The organism is Nocardioides pocheonensis, assembly GCF_003725535.1.
In the GTDB taxonomy this organism is placed as follows: domain Bacteria; phylum Actinomycetota; class Actinomycetes; order Propionibacteriales; family Nocardioidaceae; genus Marmoricola; species Marmoricola pocheonensis.
Map to the genome: position 1 here is coordinate 45205 of NZ_RJSF01000008.1, position 17077 is coordinate 62281.

17 protein-coding genes are annotated in these 17077 nt (G+C 72.3%); 5 read left to right on the forward strand and 12 right to left on the reverse strand.

Annotated elements, in window-relative coordinates:
* Positions 1 to 21: 21 nt before the first annotated feature.
* Genes EFL26_RS04800 through EFL26_RS04815 form a run of 4 tightly spaced genes read right to left on the reverse strand, consistent with a single transcriptional unit; the run spans position 22 to position 4006 of the window.
* Positions 22 to 1005 carry a hypothetical protein gene (locus EFL26_RS04800; RefSeq protein ID WP_148046631.1) on the reverse strand — a complete coding sequence of 328 codons (984 nt, stop codon included), beginning with the start codon at positions 1003 to 1005 and terminating at the stop codon, positions 22 to 24.
* Complete coding sequence (locus EFL26_RS04805; RefSeq protein WP_123221765.1) at positions 989 to 3037, reverse strand: hypothetical protein; 2049 nt, start codon at positions 3035 to 3037, stop codon at positions 989 to 991. The genes EFL26_RS04800 and EFL26_RS04805 overlap by 17 nt, the downstream gene beginning before the upstream one ends.
* On the reverse strand, positions 3034 to 3345 hold the full coding sequence (locus EFL26_RS04810) for a hypothetical protein (RefSeq protein WP_123221766.1): 312 nt from the start codon (positions 3343 to 3345) through the stop codon (positions 3034 to 3036). Before EFL26_RS04810 ends, EFL26_RS04805 begins: the two co-directional genes overlap by 4 nt.
* Positions 3346 to 3382: 37 nt before the next feature.
* A complete protein-coding gene (locus tag EFL26_RS04815; protein ID WP_148046632.1) occupies positions 3383 to 4006 on the reverse strand; it encodes a DUF6198 family protein in 624 nt (207 codons plus the stop codon).
* 36 nt (positions 4007 to 4042) lie between these two features.
* On the opposite strand from EFL26_RS04815, the gene truA reads away from it, so the two are divergent.
* Positions 4043 to 4885, forward strand: coding sequence for a tRNA pseudouridine(38-40) synthase TruA (gene truA / locus EFL26_RS04820; protein WP_123221768.1), 843 nt, complete (start codon positions 4043 to 4045; stop codon positions 4883 to 4885).
* A gap of 7 nt (positions 4886 to 4892) precedes the next feature.
* Here truA and EFL26_RS04825 read toward each other — a convergent pair whose 3' ends face one another.
* A complete protein-coding gene (locus EFL26_RS04825; protein ID WP_123221769.1) occupies positions 4893 to 6563 on the reverse strand; it encodes an NAD(P)/FAD-dependent oxidoreductase in 1671 nt (556 codons plus the stop codon).
* A gap of 66 nt (positions 6564 to 6629) precedes the next feature.
* Here EFL26_RS04825 and EFL26_RS04830 point away from each other — a divergent pair, with 66 nt between their 5' ends.
* A complete protein-coding gene (locus EFL26_RS04830; protein ID WP_123221770.1) occupies positions 6630 to 7235 on the forward strand; it encodes a class I SAM-dependent methyltransferase in 606 nt (201 codons plus the stop codon).
* Positions 7236 to 7242: 7 nt separating this feature from the next.
* Here EFL26_RS04830 and EFL26_RS04835 read toward each other — a convergent pair whose 3' ends face one another.
* From EFL26_RS04835 to EFL26_RS04855, 5 genes are read right to left on the reverse strand one after another with little or no spacing between them, the layout of a single operon-like run.
* Positions 7243 to 7458, reverse strand: a complete 216-nt coding sequence (locus EFL26_RS04835; protein WP_123221771.1) for a ferredoxin — start codon at positions 7456 to 7458, stop codon at positions 7243 to 7245.
* Positions 7455 to 8636, reverse strand: coding sequence for an NADH-ubiquinone oxidoreductase-F iron-sulfur binding region domain-containing protein (locus EFL26_RS04840; protein WP_123221772.1), 1182 nt, complete (start codon positions 8634 to 8636; stop codon positions 7455 to 7457). The genes EFL26_RS04835 and EFL26_RS04840 overlap by 4 nt, the downstream gene beginning before the upstream one ends.
* Positions 8633 to 9208, reverse strand: coding sequence for a ferric reductase-like transmembrane domain-containing protein (locus EFL26_RS04845; RefSeq protein ID WP_123221773.1), 576 nt, complete (start codon positions 9206 to 9208; stop codon positions 8633 to 8635). Before EFL26_RS04845 ends, EFL26_RS04840 begins: the two co-directional genes overlap by 4 nt.
* The gene (locus EFL26_RS04850; protein ID WP_123221774.1) at positions 9205 to 10110 is read right to left on the reverse strand and encodes an FAD:protein FMN transferase; all 906 of its coding nucleotides are present in this window, start codon (positions 10108 to 10110) and stop codon (positions 9205 to 9207) included. Before EFL26_RS04850 ends, EFL26_RS04845 begins: the two co-directional genes overlap by 4 nt.
* Positions 10110 to 10415: a hypothetical protein gene (locus EFL26_RS04855; RefSeq protein ID WP_123221775.1), complete on the reverse strand. Its 306-nt coding sequence runs from the start codon at positions 10413 to 10415 to the stop codon at positions 10110 to 10112. Before EFL26_RS04855 ends, EFL26_RS04850 begins: the two co-directional genes overlap by 1 nt.
* 152 nt (positions 10416 to 10567) lie before the next feature.
* Here EFL26_RS04855 and ppdK point away from each other — a divergent pair, with 152 nt between their 5' ends.
* Complete coding sequence (gene ppdK / locus EFL26_RS04860; protein WP_221176848.1) at positions 10568 to 13234, forward strand: pyruvate, phosphate dikinase; 2667 nt, start codon at positions 10568 to 10570, stop codon at positions 13232 to 13234.
* Between the two features lie 21 nt (positions 13235 to 13255).
* On the opposite strand, the gene EFL26_RS04865 is transcribed toward ppdK, so the two are convergent.
* Positions 13256 to 13807, reverse strand: a complete 552-nt coding sequence (locus EFL26_RS04865; RefSeq protein WP_221176846.1) for a TetR/AcrR family transcriptional regulator — start codon at positions 13805 to 13807, stop codon at positions 13256 to 13258.
* Between the two features lie 98 nt (positions 13808 to 13905).
* On the opposite strand from EFL26_RS04865, the gene EFL26_RS04870 reads away from it, so the two are divergent.
* Positions 13906 to 14235: a DMT family transporter gene (locus EFL26_RS04870; protein ID WP_246000017.1), complete on the forward strand. Its 330-nt coding sequence runs from the start codon at positions 13906 to 13908 to the stop codon at positions 14233 to 14235.
* 54 nt (positions 14236 to 14289) lie between these two features.
* Positions 14290 to 15984: an ABC-F family ATP-binding cassette domain-containing protein gene (locus EFL26_RS04875; protein WP_123221776.1), complete on the forward strand. Its 1695-nt coding sequence runs from the start codon at positions 14290 to 14292 to the stop codon at positions 15982 to 15984.
* A 319-nt stretch (positions 15985 to 16303) separates the two neighbouring features.
* Here EFL26_RS04875 and EFL26_RS04880 read toward each other — a convergent pair.
* Positions 16304 to 17077: HNH endonuclease signature motif containing protein (locus EFL26_RS04880; protein ID WP_246000019.1), on the reverse strand; the 774-nt coding region annotated here is incomplete at its 5' end.

Here is a 17077-nt window from a genome sequence, read left to right on the forward strand (position 1 = left end):
CGTTCGTCGTTCCGGGAGAGGTCAGTCGAGGTCGGGGTGCGGCTGCGCGGTCAGGTCGACGTACTCGTCGTGCACGCGGGTGTTGTGCTCGTCGTACTCCTGGACGTTGAGCCAGGCCGCGCGAGACCGGGTGGTGGGGTGCTTGCTCGCCGAGAAGTACTGCAGGATCCGGGTGGTGCCGCCGTGCGGGAAGCTGCCCTCCTGGGCCAGGAACATCGGGTCGTCGGGCCGGCCGGCGGTGAGCGCGTCGCGGATGGCGTCCACCCGGGCCTCGGCGGCGTCGTACCCGAGGTGCTCGCGCAGCACCTGCTGCGCCTTCCGGACCTCCTCCAGGGGCGTGCCGTCCTCCCAGAGCCGGACGTGCCAGCGGCCGTCGCCGAGGTCGGTGACGCGGCCGACCGGGAGCGTGGCGATCGCGTCGTGGGCGATCACCAGCGCCGAGCCGGGGCCGAACCAGAGGTCCTGGGCCGCCCAGAGCCGCATGCCGGGCACGTCGGTGACGCGGCCGGGGTTGCCGGACACGTCGATGATCTCGTCGCCCCACTCGTCGGTCGTGCGGGGAAGGTGCTCCCACGGCTGGTCGTACCACATCCGGTAGTGGCTGATCTCCGTCTCGCCCTGCCAGCGGGCGTCCGTGGCGTCGCCGGACGCCCCTCCGAGGAGCCCCGGTACGTCGACCAGCCGGTCGACGAGGGCGGAGGGCGCGGGCACGTCGGAGATCGAGACCTGCACACCGGTGTCGGTCCAGGACCAGGTCGCGCTCGGTTGGAGGAGACCGCTCTCGAGGTCGATCGCGATCACGCCGGAGGTCTCGCGCAGGGACTGCCAGACCCCGTCGTCGTAGGGCCGCTCGATCGCCTCCTCGCCGAGCACCGAGACCCGGACCGTCTGCGGCTCGAAGCCGAGCCCGCCGGAGGCGAGGAGGTCACCCGCCCTGGCCACGTCGACGCTGCCCGGCAGGAACGTGAAGACGGTCCACTCGCTGGGGTCAGTATGTGTTGACACGCAGTCGCACTCCCTCGCGCTGGGCGTACTTGACGAGGTCGAGGACCTCGGGGCTGTTCTCCTGGCCGATCCGGATCCGCAGGTCGAGCTCGGCGCGTCTCACCACGAGGCCGTCCACCGTCTGGCCGTCCTTCGCCATCTGCTTGAGCTGCTGGATGTTCGCCTTGATCGTACTGACGCCGCTCGCGTTGGGTGGATCCATGGTCTTCAAGCTGACTGCGCGGCCGTCCTTGTAGAAGTCGATCGTCGGGTAGTAGCCGTTGCGCTCCTTCCCGATGTGCCGGAAGTCGGCGTACTCGGACTTCGCGAGCGCGCTCTCGATGACCTCCCCGCGGGGCAGGCCGAGGAGGTCCCACGGCGAGTCGCCGGCCTTGAGCTCCGAGAGCCGCAGGCCGAGCTTCGAGCTGTCGACCGGCACCCAGGTCCCGTCGACGAAGACGCGCAGCTGCTCGACGTTGCCGGCCTCGTCGGTCACGAAGGCCAGCTCGCGCGACCGGAACTCCATGTTGGCGTGCTTCGCGCGCAGGGCCGCACTGAGGTCGGCGGCGTTCGGGAAGGTGTAGACGCCGTCCTCGACCTTCACGCCCTTGAGCAGGGTCTTGGCGAGCGGCGAGGCGGGATCGATCACGTTGCCGAACCGGTCGACCATCTTGAGCAGCTCGGCGAGACGACCCGCCCTGCCGATCAGCTTGCCGGCTCCCAGCGCATCGCCGGCGAACGGGATCAGCGAGGCGGCGGAGAGGCCCGCGTCGACCCAGTCGCCCTCGGCGGAGTACCAGGCGGCGCTGACTGCGTCCGCGGGATCGCCGATCACGGGGATGAGCCCGAGGATGTCGAGGATCGTGTGACCCCACTTCGCGTACCAGGGCTTCTCGTCCCAGACCTGCTGCTGCTGCTCCATCGACTTCTTCAGGTTGGCGGCGGAGGCAGCGATGAACGGGTCGTTGTCCCAGGCCATCGCGGCCCGCAGGGCGAGGAGCACGGTCTGGGGGCCGTGCTCCTCGTCGGTGAAGCGGTGGTTCATGAACAGGTCGTGCAGGAAGGTCTGCACGGGGCCGGTGGCGCCCTCGCCGTCCTTGGGGAAGGGCACCTGGGTGGTGCCGCCCTGGGTGAACGCCCAGTGCGCGGCCTCGGGGTTGTTCACCAGGGCGCCCATCAGCGCGACCATCGGGTCCATGAAGCGCTTCTCGTCGGGGGTGATCGCGATGAAGCGGCACGCCGGCGGGAACCAGAGGTAGCCGGTCCGGTCGACCGTGGCGAGCTTGGTCGTGACGTTCTTCAGGAAGTCGGTGGACCAGTGCCCGCGGGACAGCAGCAGCCAGAGCGCCGGGCGGTTGTCGTCGTCGCGCTGGAGCTGCTCCTCGTCCTTGCCGTCGAACTTCGGCATGACCATCAGCTGGGCGAGGTTCTCCGACCAGTCGGGAGGCATCGCCAGGTCGCCGGTCCCGCGTGAGGCGAGGCTGACGGTGTTCGCGAGGTTGGTCAGCAGGCTGTCGTAGTCCTGCTTGGTCAGGTAGCCGGGGAGGCTCTCGTACGGCGTGAGGTCGCGGATCAGCTCGGCGTACTGACGAGGGTTCGTGCGGAGCGCGAACTCGTGGGCGAAGTACGGGTCGCCGCCGTACGCCGCGAGCAGGCCGTTGAGCTCGTGGAGCTGGTCGGGCGTCGGGTAGTCGAGGAGCTTCGCCGCGCGCTGCGCCTCGCGCTTGGCCTGGTCGGGGGTGAGGGTGGTCAGCGACTCCTCGGTGAAGGTGACGGAGTTGGGCAGGCCGGGGCTGGTCCGGGAGAGCGCCTCGGCCATCGCGAGTCGCCGGCGCAGTCTGGGCATCTGGTCGGTGATCCACGCGCGCACGGGGTGGAGGCGCGCCAGCCCGGCCTCGGAGAGCGACAGCCGGCTGAGGCTCGCGCGAGCGAGGCGGTCGGCGGAGTCGAGGTCCTCGGCCGCGCTGTCCATGCCGCTGATCAGCGCACGGAACTCGGCGATGTTGATCTGGACGATCGTGCCGCCGCTCCCGCCGTCGGCCGGGCGGTTCACGGCATCGCCTCGAGCCTGGCGAGTCGGGCCCAGTTGGCCTGCCAGCTGTCGGGTGCGACCTCGTCGGGCTGCACGGCGACCTCGGCGTCGATCGCGTCGCGCTCCTCGCCGGCCGCGGACTGCAGCGTGCTCCGGTGGTCCCCGAGAGCCCTGCCGAACTCGTCGGCCAGCGTGGACTTCCACGCACCCGCCATCAGCGCCAGCGAGGCCGCGTTGAGGGCCGACCGGATCTCGGCGGCGCGCGCGTCGGCCGCGGGGCGCGCGCCGACCAGGGCGTACTTGTAGACGTTGGGCACCTTGTCGCTCATCGGCTCAAGGCTTCCCAGGTCGCGGGCAATCCAATCCTCAGGCTTCTGCGCGGCCTTGGGTGACGTTGACCCGGAGGGCTCGGGCGGCGAGGTCGACCGCCGGCCCCAGCAGGAGGACGACGGCGACGGTCCCGGGTCCGATCGCGGCGCCGAGCAGCCATCCGACGAGCGCGCCACCGCCCTGCACGGCGCTGTAGCTCCACTTGAACGGCACCGGCGGGTCCCAGGCCAGTGCGGCGCCCTCCGCGGGTCCGGCGCCGAGGTTGCTGCCCAGGTACGCCGCGATGCCGACCGCCAGCACCGGGAACGCCACCACCAGGTACGCCGAGCGCGCGGCCAGCCCGCCGGGGGTCTCGAGCACGCCCAGCACGAGCGACACGGTGTAGCCGACCACCACGATCTGCACGACCGTGCCGACGTCGGGCAGCAGTCGCCGGAGGGCCGCGAGCAGCAGGAACACCGCGCTGACAGCGAGGTTGCACACGAGGAAGGAGAGCCCGGTGGCGATCGAGATGCCGTTGACCAGCGTCGAGTAGCCGTCCGACCCCAGCTTCGCGGTCAGCAGCAGACCCACTCCGACTCCGAGGACCACGCAGCCCGAGACCAGCAGGAGCAGACGACGCGGCGCGTAGCGGCCGGGAGCGGGACGGCTGGGGGACACGCGCACAGCCTTCCAGAGGGCTGGAACACTGTGCCGGTGAGCACTCCCCAGCGCCTGCGGATCGACCTCGCGTACGACGGGTCGGCGTTCCACGGGTGGGCCCGGCAGGGCGGCCTCCGCACCGTGCAGGGCGACCTGGAGGCAGCCCTGGACACCGTCCTCCGCACCACCGGGGCGGCCCTCACGGTCGCCGGCCGCACCGACACCGGCGTGCACGCCCGGCACCAGGTCGCCCATGTGGACGTCGATCCCGATCGGCTCGTTGCGGCGGCCGGCCGGGGCGACGAGCCACCCGAGGACGCACTCCGGCGCCGGCTCAACGGGGTGCTGGCACGCGACGTACGGGTGCACGGGGTGCGGACCGCCCCCGAGGGTTTCGACGCCCGGTTCAGTGCGGTCTGGCGACGCTACTGCTACCGGATCGCCGACGACCCGTCGGTCATGGACCCGCTCACCCGCGGCCACGTGCTGGCCTGGCCGCGGCGCCTCGACGTCGACCGGATGAACCAGGCGGCCGCGGTCCTGCTCGGGGAGCACGACTTCGCGTCGTTCTGCAGGAAGCGCGAAGGTGCCACCACGATCCGCTCGTTGCTCGACCTGTCCTGGCGCCGGGTGGACGGCGTGGCCGAAGCGACCGTCCGGGCCGACGCGTTCTGCCACAACATGGTGCGCTCGCTGGTCGGCTGCCTGGTCGCCGTGGGCGAGGGGCGTCGCGAGGCGACGTGGGTCGCCGAGGTGCTCGCCGCGCGAGTGCGCGACTCAGCCGTGACCGTCGTCCAGCCCCACGGGCTGACGCTGGAGGAGGTCGGCTACCCCGCGGACGCCGACCTGGCGTCCCAGGCGCAGCGCTCGCGGGTCGTGCGCACCCTGGAGGACTGACCGGGAGCTACGCCGAGCCCAGGTAGGCGTGCACCAGCGGGACGACCGACGCGCCCTCCCCGGAGGCCGCGGCGACGCGCTTCATCGACCCGCCGCGGACGTCCCCGGCGGCGAAGATGCCCGGCACCGACGTCTCGAGGTTGGCCGGCGGGCTGCCGCCGACCCAGAGGTGCTTGGGGATGTCGCGACCGGTGAGGACGAAGCCACGGTCGTCCCGGCAGATCGCCTCGGGCAGCCAGCCGCACCCGGGCTCGGCGCCGAGCAGCAGGAAGAGGCCGGCGACCTCGCGTCGGGTCTCCTCGCCTGTGTTCAGGTCGCGCACGGTGATCCACTGGAGGCGCTCGTCCCCGCCGCCGTCGACGACCTGGCCGCACGGCTGCACCCGGATCACGTCGTTGTAGCCGATCTCGCGGATCAGGTAGTCCGACATCGTCGCGGACAGGTCGGGTCGCCGGACGAGGATGGTCACCGAGCGGGCGAACCGGGCCAGGTGGATGGCGGCCTGGCCGGCGGAGTTGCCGCCGCCGACGACCACGGCGTCGTAGCCCTCCAGCTCCCGGGCAGCGCTGACGGCGGCGCCGTAGTGGACGCCGTTGCCGACGAGGTCCTCGAGGGCCGGGATGCCGAGCCGGCGGTAGTCCACGCCGGTGGAGATCACGACGGCGCGGGCGTGCACGTCGCCGCCCTCGGTGCGCACGACGTGCGGCTTGCCGTCGGCGCCGGGCTCGACCGAGGTCACCGGCCAGCCGGTGAAGAACTGGGTGCCGAAGCGGATCGCCTGGTTGCGGGCCCGCTGGGCGAGCCGCATGCCGGAGATGCCGCGCGGGAAGCCGAGGTAGTTGCGGATCATCGAGCTGGTGCCGGCCTGGCCGCCGATGGCGTCGGCCTCGATCACCACCGTGCTCAGGCCCTCGGAGGAGCCGTAGACCGCCGCCGCGAGGCCGGCGGGGCCCGCGCCCAGCACGACCAGGTCGACCACCCGCTCGACGTCGATGTCGGCGGGTCGCCCGTAGATCAGCGAGGCCACGTCGCGCACCGACGAGACAGCCAGGGGCGGTCGGCCGATGCGGCTGAAGATCGGGTAGTCGCGCGGGCCGTCGTACGACGCCAGCAGCTCGGCTCCGCGCTGGGAGTCGGGGTGGACGACCGCGCTCGGCATGCCCATCCGGTCGAGGAAGTCGCGCACCTGGGCCGTCAGGGTGTCGGGAGTCGGCGTGACGATCTCGGCGGCGACCACCTCGGGCGCCGCCACGGTCGATCCCCAGTCGGAGAGCAGCTCGGTGACGGCGGTGTGGAACTCCTCGTCCCGCGCTCCCCGCGGCATCAGCAGGAAGGCGTCGTACTTGCCGGTCGCCAGGCCCGGGCGCAGGGCCGCGGCGTCGTCCATGAAGTGGTCCCAGTGCGCGGTCACGATCCGTCGCGCCGTCGGCACGATCCCGCGCCACGCGTGCATCGCCATGTGCACCTGGTCGTCGGGCAGGCGGGACTCGGTGACCAGCAGCGCGACCTGGTGACCGCCGGTGCGCGCGGCCCTCAGCAGCTCGGCGGTCTCCTCGCCGGAGCGCGCCACGCGGATGTCGTAGTCGCGCAGGTAGCGGCCGAACTCGCTCTCCAGGACGTCGGCGTGCTCCGGCGCGCACAGCACGATCCAGGGGAGCCGCGGAGACGGATCTGTCACGCGCCCACCCTAGGTCGCGCCGGTCCGGCTGCCCACCGGATTGTCGCGCCCGGCAGGATGGTGGGCATGGCCGAGGAGCACTACTTCACCGCCGACCCGCAGGCGGCGTTCAAGCGGATCCCCGTGAGCGCCAACGTCTGGGGACACTGGCTCGAGCTGACCTCCGGCTCGGGCGTGTTCGCCCAGGGCAGGCTCGACATCGGTACCGGGGTGCTGCTGCGTGAGCAGGCGGCCCCCGAGGGCGCCCGCAGCGTGCTGGACCTCGGCTGCGGGTACGGCGTGATCGGGCTGGCGATCGCGGTCGCGGTGCCGGAGTGCCGGGTGACCGCGATCGACGTGAACGAGCGCGCCGTCCTGCTGGCCAACGAGAACGCTGCCGCCCTCGGCATCGACGACCGCTTCGTCGCCTGTCGGCCCGACGAGGTCGACCCGGCGGCGGTCTTCGACGAGATCTGGTCGAACCCGCCGATCCGGATCGGCAAGGAGGCGCTGCACGAGCTGCTGCTCACGTGGCTCCCGCGGCTGGCTCCGGACGGACGCGCCCGTCTCGTCGTGGGCAAGAACCTCGGCGCGGACTCCCTCGCCGGGTGGCTCACCGAGCAGGGCTACCCGACCGCCAAGGTCGCCAGCGCCAAGGGCTTCCGCGTGCTGGAGTCGCGGCGCGCGGACTGACCGCCTCCTAGGCGGACTCGCGCAGCCGCAGCGCTTGCAGCGGGCAGGCGCTCACCGCACGACGGGCGAGGTCGTCGAGCTGACGCGGGACCCGCGGCTCCGGCTCGCCGGTCCGCGACAGCGGGAAGCCCCACTCGTCGGAGCCGAGCAGCTCGGGCAGCAGCTCCGCGCAGGAGCCGTGCCCGTCGCAGCGCGTCCAGTCGACGTGCAACCTCGTGGTCATCGGCGTACACCTCCCGTGCGGTGGCTGTCGCAGTGGCCGTGCAAGTGCTCGGTCACGTGCCGGTCGAACACGCGCAGCGTGCTGGACACGAAGCGCACCGTGCCGTCGGGGTGCTTGCACGCGCCGCGGCCCGTGACCAGGTGCTGCACCCGGTCGAGCTCCTGGAGCAGGGCCGGGTCGGCGCCCGGGCGCGCCAGCCGGGTCATGGTGCGGGCCAGGTGCGGCAGGCCGTTGAGGCACGGTCCGCACTGCCGGGCGCTCTGGCTGGCCAGGTACGTCGCCACGCGGGCGGACACGTCGAGGGGGCAGGCGCCGGTCTCGAGCAGGTGCACGATGCCGGCGCCGGGGGTCGCGCCGAACGGTGCCAGGCCGGGTCGCGACAGGGGAGTGTCGAGAGCGTGACCGGGGATCCAGGCGCCGTGGTAGCCGCCGATCAGGACCGCCTGCACCTCCCGCGGGTCGGCGCCGCCGCGCTCGAGCACCTCGCGCAGCGGCACGCCGCGGCGGGCCTCGAGGACACCGGGGTGGTTGAGGAGGCCGGGCCGGCTCTCGGTCAGCGAGATCAGGAAGGTGCCCGGGTCGTCCTGGAGGCCCTGGCTGCGAAACCAGGTGGCGCCGTAGCGGACGAGGAGGGCCAGCTGGGCCAGCGTCTCGGCGTTGAGGACGAGCGTCGGCCGACCGCCGACACCCTTGCGGAAGACGGGGGTCGACGGGTCCGTCGGCACGGGGTCGTGACCGTTGAGCTGGTTGACCAGAGCGGTCTCCTGGCCGGCGACGAACGAGTCCAGGAGGCGGCGGACCTCGATGCCCCGGCGCTCCGGAGGCATGGGAACTCGCGCGCCGAGCGCCAGCACGGTGCGGCTCGGCCGCAACGCGTGCCGAAGCACCTCGAGGCCGTCGAGCACCAGGTCGGGCGACTTGTGCAGCAGGACGGCGTCCTTGTGGCTGAGCGGCTCGCCCTCCATGGCGTTGCCGACGACCACCGGACGACGGCCCTCGAGGGCGGCGAGCTTGCGTGCGGTCGGGAAGCCGGCGCCGCCGCGTCCGGTGAGGCCGGCCCGCTCCAGCAGGTCGATCAGCGAGCGGGTGCTGACCTGCGGGACGCGGTCGCCCGGGTGGTCGGCGAGCAGGCGGGTCTCGCCGAGCGGGGGAGCAGACACGTCGGTCGTCACGGTCATCGGGCCACCTGCCTCGGCGTACGGGTCCAGCCTCGGGTGTCGAAGGACGGCGACAGCCGCCAGGTCACGGCCGCGGCCACGGCGGCGACGCAGCCGAGGGCCACGCCGTCGAGCCACAGGGTCGCGGCGTCCGTCCCGGTGCCGATCGCGTGCATCAGCGCCACCGGCCACAACGCGTACGTCGCCCAGTGCACCGCCTTGAACACGCGCGGACCGACCTTGTCGCGCAGCAGGCTCACCACGGTGATGACGCCGAGCAGGTCGACCGCCAGCGTGCCCAGGCCCAGCCACAGCGGCCGGTAGCTGCCGAGGAACGGGAACACCAGGTCCACGAGGCGCAGCTGGGCGTACGGGTCGAACAGCAGCGTGCCGAGGTGGACCGCGACGAGCCCGACGCCGGTCAGCGCTGCGGTGCGGTGGACCTCGTTGAGGCCGAAGCGGCCGAGCCCCAGTGCGTCGCGACCCGAGCGGGTCACGATCCCCAGCACGAGGGAGATCGTGAACGCGACGAGCGCGGCGACGCCGGCTCCGCGGCCGAGGTCCCAGAGGGCGGTGGTCAGGGTTGCACTCATGCGGCGATCTCCTTCGGCCACTGGTTGAGCGTGGCGATGTCGCCGTCGTGGGACACCAGCCGGGCGGGAAGAGCGGTGTGCTGCAGCCAGGCGACGGCTGCGTCGCCCTTGACCAGCGCGGCGGTCGCCGCCGTGTTGGCCCGGGCGCAGGTCGGGGCCACCACCGTCACGCTGCGCCAGCGGCCGGTCGCCGGCCGGGCGGTGACCGGGTCGACCAGGTGGTGCAGCGCGACGCCCTCGCGCAGCCAGGTGCGGCGCGCGATGCTCGAGGTGGCGACGGCGGCGCCGTCGGCGAGGGTGATCTGCTGGGGGAGGTCGGTGGACAGGTCCTGGACCGTCACCTGCCAGCCGCCCTCGGGGCTCGGGCCGGCGGTGGCGATGTCGCCGCCGAGGCTGACCAGCACGCCCGTGCCCAGGCGATCGGCGACGGCCTCCGCGCACCAGTCGGCGGCCACGGCCTTCGCGGTCGCGCCCAGGTCGAGCTGGGTGCCGCGGGCGAGGCGCATCCGGGTGCCGTCCAGGACGACGGAGCGCCACCCGGTGGGCCGGCGTACGACGCGGACCGGAACGGCCGCACCGTCCCGGAGCTCCTCGATGTCGCGGTCGTAGCCGAGATCGACCAGCGTGGCGCCGATCGTGGGGTCGACGGCACCGTCGGTGTGCCGGGCCGCGTCGAGGGCGACCGCCATGAGGTCGGCCAGGGTCGGGCTCAGCCGGCTCCAGCCCTCTGCGTCCGTGGTCAGGGTGAGCAGCTCGCTGTCGCGGCGGAACCGGCTGCAGGCGCGGTCGATGTCGGCGAGGACCTCGTCGACGACGGCGCCGGCGGCCGCGAGGGCCTCCGGCGCGGTCACCACCAGGCGACAGCTGGTGCTCCACTGCTCCCAGTCACGGACGGCGGTCATCACGACCCCGACGTGGTCGCGTGACTCGAGCTGCTGCTCTTGCCGGAGCCGGCGAGGCTGCTGCTCTTGCTGGAGTGGCTCGTGGTGCCGGTGTTCGCGGTGGTGCCGCTCGACGTACCGGTCGACGTGCCGGTGCTGCCCTGGTTGGTCGTCGTGCCGGTGGTCGTGGTGGCCGTCGCGCCACCTGCGGCAGACGCGGCACCGAGGGCCACCGCGGTGCCGAGGGCACCGGCGGCGCCGAGGGCCACGATGCCCTGCTGGGCACGACGGCTGCGGCGGATCCTGAGGTCACGGCTCTTGCTCATGACAAGAAGGATCCATCGGGAATCTGTGTGCTTCCTTGGAGCCGTGCAGCGGGATGCTGTCGATCTGCTGGGCCCGCCCGCGCCGGCCGGCACTGCTCCCGGGGACACGCCCGGCCCGGCGACGAGGCGGCAGAGACGTGGAGGATGATCGGATCATGAGCAAGCTCGTGTACGACTTCGCAGAGGGTGACAAGGACCAGAAGGACCTGCTCGGCGGCAAGGGAGCGAACCTCGCCGAGATGACCCGGCTCGGGCTGCCGGTGCCGCCCGGCTTCATCATCAGCACCGACGCCTGCCGCGAGTACCTCGCCGAGGGGCGCGTGCCGGTGCGGCTGGCCGCCCAGATCACCGATCACCTCGCGACGCTCGAGTACGCCATGGGCAAGCAGCTCGGACAGCCCGACGACCCGTTGCTCGTGGCGGTGCGCTCGGGTGCGAAGTTCTCGATGCCCGGGATGATGGAGACGGTCCTCAACGTCGGCCTCAACGACGAGTCGGTCCTGGGCCTGGCGGCCACGTCGAGCAACGAGCGGTTCGCCTGGGACTCCTACCGCCGGCTCCTGCAGATGTTCGGCGCCACGGTGATGGGCATCGAGGGCGACGTCTTCCACGACGCCCTCGACGCCCTGAAGGCCGAGCGCGGCGTCACGGCCGACACGGGGCTCGAGGCCGACGACCTCAAGGGTCTGGTCACGACGTACCAGGAGCTGATCGAGAAGCACGCCGGCCGCCCGTTCCCCCAGGAGCCCCGCGAGCAGCTCGACCTGGCCGTGAACGCGGTGTTCGACTCGTGGAACACCGACCGGGCCCGGCTCTACCGCCGCCAGGAGCGCATCCCGGACGACCTGGGTACCGCGGTCACCGTCATCGCGATGGTCTTCGGCAACCGCGGCGAGCACTCCGGCACGGGTGTCGCCTTCACGCGTGACCCTTCGACCGGCAAGCAGGGCGTCTACGGGGACTACCTGGAGAACGCCCAGGGCGAGGACGTCGTGGCCGGCATCCGCAACACGCTGCCGCTCGCCGAGCTCGAGCGGATCGACAAGACGTCGTACCACGAGCTGATCCGGATCATGGACGTGCTCGAGAAGCACTACCGCGACATGTGCGACATCGAGTTCACCATCGAGCACGGCAAGCTCTGGATGCTGCAGACGCGCGTCGGCAAGCGCACGCCCGAGGCTGCGTTCCGGATCGCGCGCCACATGGTGGCCGAGCGGCTGATCGATGAGGACGAGGCGCTCCAGCGGGTCACCGGCGCGCAGCTGGCCCAGCTGATGTTCCCCCGCTTCGAGGAGAGCACCGACCACGACCTGCTCGCCACCGGCATGGGCGCCTCGCCGGGTGCGGCGGTCGGCAAGGCGGTCTTCGACTCCGCCACGGCCGTCGAGTGGGCTGCCCGTGGGGAGCACGTGATCCTGGTGCGCAAGGAGACCAACCCCGACGACCTGCACGGCATGGTCGCGGCCCAGGGCATCCTGACCAGCCGCGGTGGCAAGACCTCGCACGCGGCCGTGGTCGCGCGCGGCATGGGCCGCACCTGCGTGTGCGGTGCCGAGGCGCTGGACGTCGACGCGGCGGCCCGCACGGTCACCGTCCGCGACGGGCGCACACTGCACGAGGGGGATGTGATCTCCATCGACGGCACCACGGGCGCGGTGTACGCCGGCGAGGTGCCGGTGCGCGACTCCCTGATCGTCCGGCACTTCGAGGGCGAGGCGGAGACCGACGCCGACGAGCTGGTCGGGGCGGTGGCGACCGCGATGGCCCGTGCCGACTCCGCGCGCCGGCTCCGGGTCCGGGCCAACGCCGACACCGCCGAGGACGCTGCCCGCGCACGCCGGTTCGGGGCGGAGGGGATCGGCCTGTGCCGGACCGAGCACATGTTCCTGGGTGAGCGCCGTCAGCTGATCGAGGACCTGATCATCGCGGAGTCGACCGAGGCGCAGGAGGCCGCGCTCGCCGAGCTGCTGCCCCTGCAACGGCAGGACTTCACCGAGATCCTCGAGGCGATGGACGGCCTGCCGGTGACGATCCGGCTGATCGACCCCCCGCTGCACGAGTTCCTGCCCGACCTCACCGAGCTCTCCGTGAAGGTGGCCCGCCAGGAGGACGCCGGCAAGATCGACGAGCACGACCGGGTGCTGCTCGACCACGTCCGCCGACTGGACGAGGAGAACCCCATGCTCGGGCTCCGCGGGGTCCGGCTCGGCATCCTGATCCCCGGGCTCTTCGAGATGCAGACCCGGGCGATCCTCGAGGCGGCGGCCGACCGGAGGGACGCGGGCGGCGACCCGCAGCCGGAGATCATGATCCCGCTGGTGGCCAGCGTCCGGGAGTTCGACGTCGTCCGCCGGCACCTCGACAAGGTGGCTGCCGAGGTCAAGGCGGAGCGGGGCGAGGTGCCCTACAAGCTGGGCACGATGATCGAGCTGCCGCGCGCGGCGATCCTCGCCGACCGGATCGCCCGATCGGCCGAGTTCTTCTCGTTCGGCACCAACGACCTGACCCAGATGACGTGGGGTTTCTCGCGCGACGACGTCGAGGCGTCGTTCTTCTCGCCGTACCTGGAGAACGGGATCTTCGACGTCTCGCCGTTCGAGTCGCTCGACACGCTGGGCGTCGGGGAGTTCGTGCGGATCGGCACCGAGAAGGGCCGGTCCACCCGCCCCGACCTGCACGTCGGGGTGTGCGGCGAGCATGGCGGCGACCCGCACTCGATCCACTTCTTCCACGGGGTCGGCCTCGACTACGTGTCCTGCTCGCCGTTCCGGGTGCCGGTCGCGCGGCTCGAGGCCGGACGGGCCGCGCTGGACTGACCGCGGCGCCCGTCGCCCGGATCAGCCCGCGATCGCCTGGGCCGCGAGGGCCAGGTCGTCCACCCCGCGCGCCAGCTCGGTGGGCCGGTCGGTGGTCAGGTCGAGGTGGAAGCCGTACAGGGCCGAGTCGACCAGGGTGACGATCCGGCCGACCCGTCGGGGCGACGCGCCGCAGCGCATGAAGTAGTCACGGAGCGCGGCCGCCCAGGCCGCGTTGCTCGCGCGCGCGTCGCTGAGGTAGGGCTCGCGTCCGATCAGGCCCGTGGCCGCCGCCTGGCAGTAGACGTCGAGGCACCGGGACAGCGGCTGGGTCTGGTACGCCGCCCACAGCCGGTTCACGCCGGACCGCACCGAGGCGGCGCCGGGGAGGGCCTCCACCTGGGCCACGGCCCGCTCCGACGTGCGCGCGACCACCGCGGAGACCAGGGCGTCGCGGCTGGTGAAGTGGTAGATCAGCATCCGGTCGCTGGTGCCCACCGCTGCAGCGACGGGCCGCAGGGACAGGCCGATCAGCCCGTGCGCGAGGACGTGGTCGCTGATCCGGTCGAGCAGGTCGTCCCGGTCCATCGCCATGGACCAAACGTAGCATGTGCTACATTGGAGGTATGTAGCGAGTGCTACATACCGACGGCCCGCGAGGCGGTCGGCACGGTTTCGGAGGAGTGGTTCAGGTGCTCGGCGCAGCGGTGTTGCTGGTGGTCGCGATCGCGGTGGAGGTCGGTGCGACGGCGATCCTGCCGAAGGCGGCCGGGTTCACCCAGCCGGCGTGGAGCGCGGTCGTCCTCGGTGGCTACGCCGCGTCGATCTGGCTGCTGGCGGTCGTGGTGCGGTCGATCCCGGTGAGCGTCGCGTACGCCGTCTGGGCGGGTCTCGGCACCGCCGCCGTCGCGGTGATCGGGTATCTCTGGCTCGGGGAGTCGATGGGCTGGCTCAAGGCCGTGTCGCTCGGCCTGATCGTGCTCGGTGTGATCGGCCTGAACCTGGTGGCGAGCCACTCCTAGACCGTCGCCAAACCCGGGTGCGCGAAGCCCCGGCAACAGGGACAATCGCCTCTCGTGGGTCACGTGGACGTCGCCGGAGTGCGCTACGAGCTGCCCGACGGCCGGGTGCTGCTCGACGACGTCGCGTTCCGGGTCGGCGACGGCGCGAAGGTCGCCCTCGTCGGCGCCAACGGGGCCGGCAAGACGACCCTGCTGCGGATCATCACCGGCCAGCTCACGCCGCACGCCGGTGCCGTGACCCGCTCGGGCGGTCTCGGTGTGATGCGACAGGCGGTCGGGCAGGGCCTGGGGGAGGACCCCACCGTCGCCGACCTGCTCCTGTCGGTCGCGCCTGCGCGGGTGCGGGAGGCCGCCGCCGAGGTCGACCGGCTCGAGCAGCGGCTGATGGACGTCGACGACGAGGCGACCCAGATGCGGTACGCCGCCGCGCTCGCGGAGTTCGGCGACGCGGGCGGCTACGACATCGAGGTCGTCTGGGACGGCTGCTGCACCGAGGCGCTCGGGGTCGGCTTCGACCGGGCGAAGTACCGCGCGCTCGGCACGCTCTCGGGCGGTGAGCAGAAGCGCCTGGTGCTGGAGTACCTCCTCGCCGGGCCCGACGAGGTGCTGCTGCTCGACGAGCCGGACAACTACCTCGACGTGCCCGGCAAGGTCTGGCTGGAGCAACGGATCCGGGAGTCGGCGAAGACGGTCCTGTTCATCAGCCACGACCGGGAGCTGCTGGCCAACACCGCGACGCGGATCATCACCGTCGAGCTGGGCGCCGCGGGCAACACGGCCTGGACGCACCCCGGCGGGTTCGCGTCGTACCACGAGGCCCGGAGGGACCGCTTCGCCCGCTTCGAGGAGCTGCGGCGCCGGTGGGACGAGGAGCACGCCAAGCTGAAGGCGCTCGTGCTGCGCTACAAGATCAAGGCGGAGTACAACGACGGTCTCGCGTCGCAGTACAAGGCCGCCCAGACCCGGCTGCGCAAGTTCGAGGACGCCGGACCGCCCCAGGCGATCCCGCGCGAGCAGCAGGTGACGATGCGCCTCACCGGCGGTCGCACCGGGAAGCGAGCGGTGGTCTGCGAGTCGCTCGAGCTCACCGGGCTGATGCGGCCCTTCGACCTCGAGGTCTGGTACGGCGAGCGCGTCGCCGTGCTCGGCTCCAACGGGTCGGGCAAGTCGCACTTCCTGCGCCTGCTGGCGGCGGGTGGCTCCGACCCCGACGTCGAGCACCGTCCCGTCGGCGAGGCCGAGATCCTGCCCGTGCGCCACTCCGGCAAGGCCAAGCTGGGTGCGCGCGTGCGCCCGGGCTGGTTCGTCCAGACCCACGAGCACCCGGAGCTGATCGGCCGGACCCTGCTCGAGGTGCTCCACCGCGGCGACGGCTCGCCCCAGGGGCGCGCCGGCATGGGCCGCGAGCAGGCTTCTCGGGTCCTCGACCGGTACGAGCTCGCGCACGCCGCGGAGCAAGCGTTCGAGTCGCTCTCGGGCGGTCAGCAGGCGCGCTTCCAGGTGCTGCTGCTCGAGCTCTCCGGTGCGACGCTGCTGCTGCTGGACGAGCCCACCGACAACCTCGACGTGGAGTCCGCCGAGGCGCTGGAGGAGGGCCTGGCGCAGTTCCAGGGCACCGTGCTCGCGGTCACCCACGACCGCTGGTTCGCCCGTGGCTTCGACCGCTTCGTGGTGTTCGGCGAGGACGGCTCGGTCTACGAGTCCGACGTGCCGGTCTGGGACGAGGGCCGGGTCCAGCGGGTGCGGTAGGCGGCTCCCGGATCCCGTCAGGCCTGCGCTATCGGCTGAGGACGAGGATCAACACCGCCGTGACGACGATCGACAGCAACAACGATCCTGCGCAACCGAGGCGGTTGCTGAAGAAGAAGAACATGAGGGTCTCCGTCGTGAGTCGGTGGGACCCGGGCCTTCGGCTACGACGGGGAACGCTGCCCCGCCCGGGCGTCCCGGCCAGGTACCCCCGCGCGACCTGGTCACGCTCGTCGCCGCGGTGTCAGGTCTCACACGCGCTCGCGTCCCATGCCCGTGGGCACGCCGGTGGCCCCGCCGGGTCGCGGCGGGGTGCGGGTCAGCTGGTTCGTCGGTGCGGTGGCGGCTCGACCGGATCCGGGGTGAGCTCGGTGGTGCCGGTGCGGTCGCGGTGCCAGGTGTGTCCGTGGGGGCTGTGCCAGAGGTACTCACCGGGGGTCAGCATGGTGTAGGTCCAGCCGCCGTGGGTCTTCATCCGGTGGTGGCGTCTGCAGAGCGCGGCGAGGTTGTCGCTCGACGTCGGGCCGCCTTGCTCCCAGGGGACGAGGTGGTCCTTGTCGCAGCCTCGGGCGGGGCGGTTGCACCAGGGGAACACGCAGGTGCGGTCCCGGAGCTCGATCTGCTCGGTGAGTGTGGGGCTGGGTTGGTAGCCGGTCGAGTGCAGGGTCTCCGCGAGGTCGAGCACCGGCCGCACGGTGATCCTCGTGGTCCCGGTGGTGGAGCCTGCCCCGCACCACTCGGCGACCTGCCCGGTCGTGACGAGGTGCCCGCCGGCGTTCTCCAGCCACGCCGGGGCGTTGCGGTCGCCCGAGCGGAGGGCGGCTTCGGAGAGGTGCACGTAGAGCACGACGTCGCGGGCCTTCGGGCTGGTTGAGGCGCCCAACGGAGTGGTTGAGCCGCTCAGTTGGGTGGTTGAGCCTGCCGAAACCACCGGGTCCGGACTCTCGAACTCCAGCGCCTGCTCACCACGCGCCAGCATCCCGACGGCCAACGACCGGCGCACGTCGAGCGACTCGGTGTTGCCGAGCTCGGCCAACTGCTCGGCTCCGCGCCGGACGGCGTCGTCGAGGTCGATGGCGTCGGCGAGGTCGAG

Coding starts and splice junctions, on each gene's coding strand:
- EFL26_RS04810 (WP_123221766.1), bottom strand. CDS start 3,345: ATGAGCGACAAGGTGCCCAACGTCTACAAGTACGCCCTGGTCGGCGCG.
- EFL26_RS04830 (WP_123221770.1), top strand. CDS start 6,630: ATGGCCGAGGAGCACTACTTCACCGCCGACCCGCAGGCGGCGTTCAAG.
- EFL26_RS04835 (WP_123221771.1), bottom strand. CDS start 7,458: ATGACCACGAGGTTGCACGTCGACTGGACGCGCTGCGACGGGCACGGC.
- EFL26_RS04840 (WP_123221772.1), bottom strand. CDS start 8,636: ATGACCGTGACGACCGACGTGTCTGCTCCCCCGCTCGGCGAGACCCGC.
- EFL26_RS04845 (WP_123221773.1), bottom strand. CDS start 9,208: ATGAGTGCAACCCTGACCACCGCCCTCTGGGACCTCGGCCGCGGAGCC.
- EFL26_RS04850 (WP_123221774.1), bottom strand. CDS start 10,110: ATGACCGCCGTCCGTGACTGGGAGCAGTGGAGCACCAGCTGTCGCCTG.
- EFL26_RS04855 (WP_123221775.1), bottom strand. CDS start 10,415: ATGAGCAAGAGCCGTGACCTCAGGATCCGCCGCAGCCGTCGTGCCCAG.
- EFL26_RS04865 (WP_221176846.1), bottom strand. CDS start 13,807: ATGGCGATGGACCGGGACGACCTGCTCGACCGGATCAGCGACCACGTC.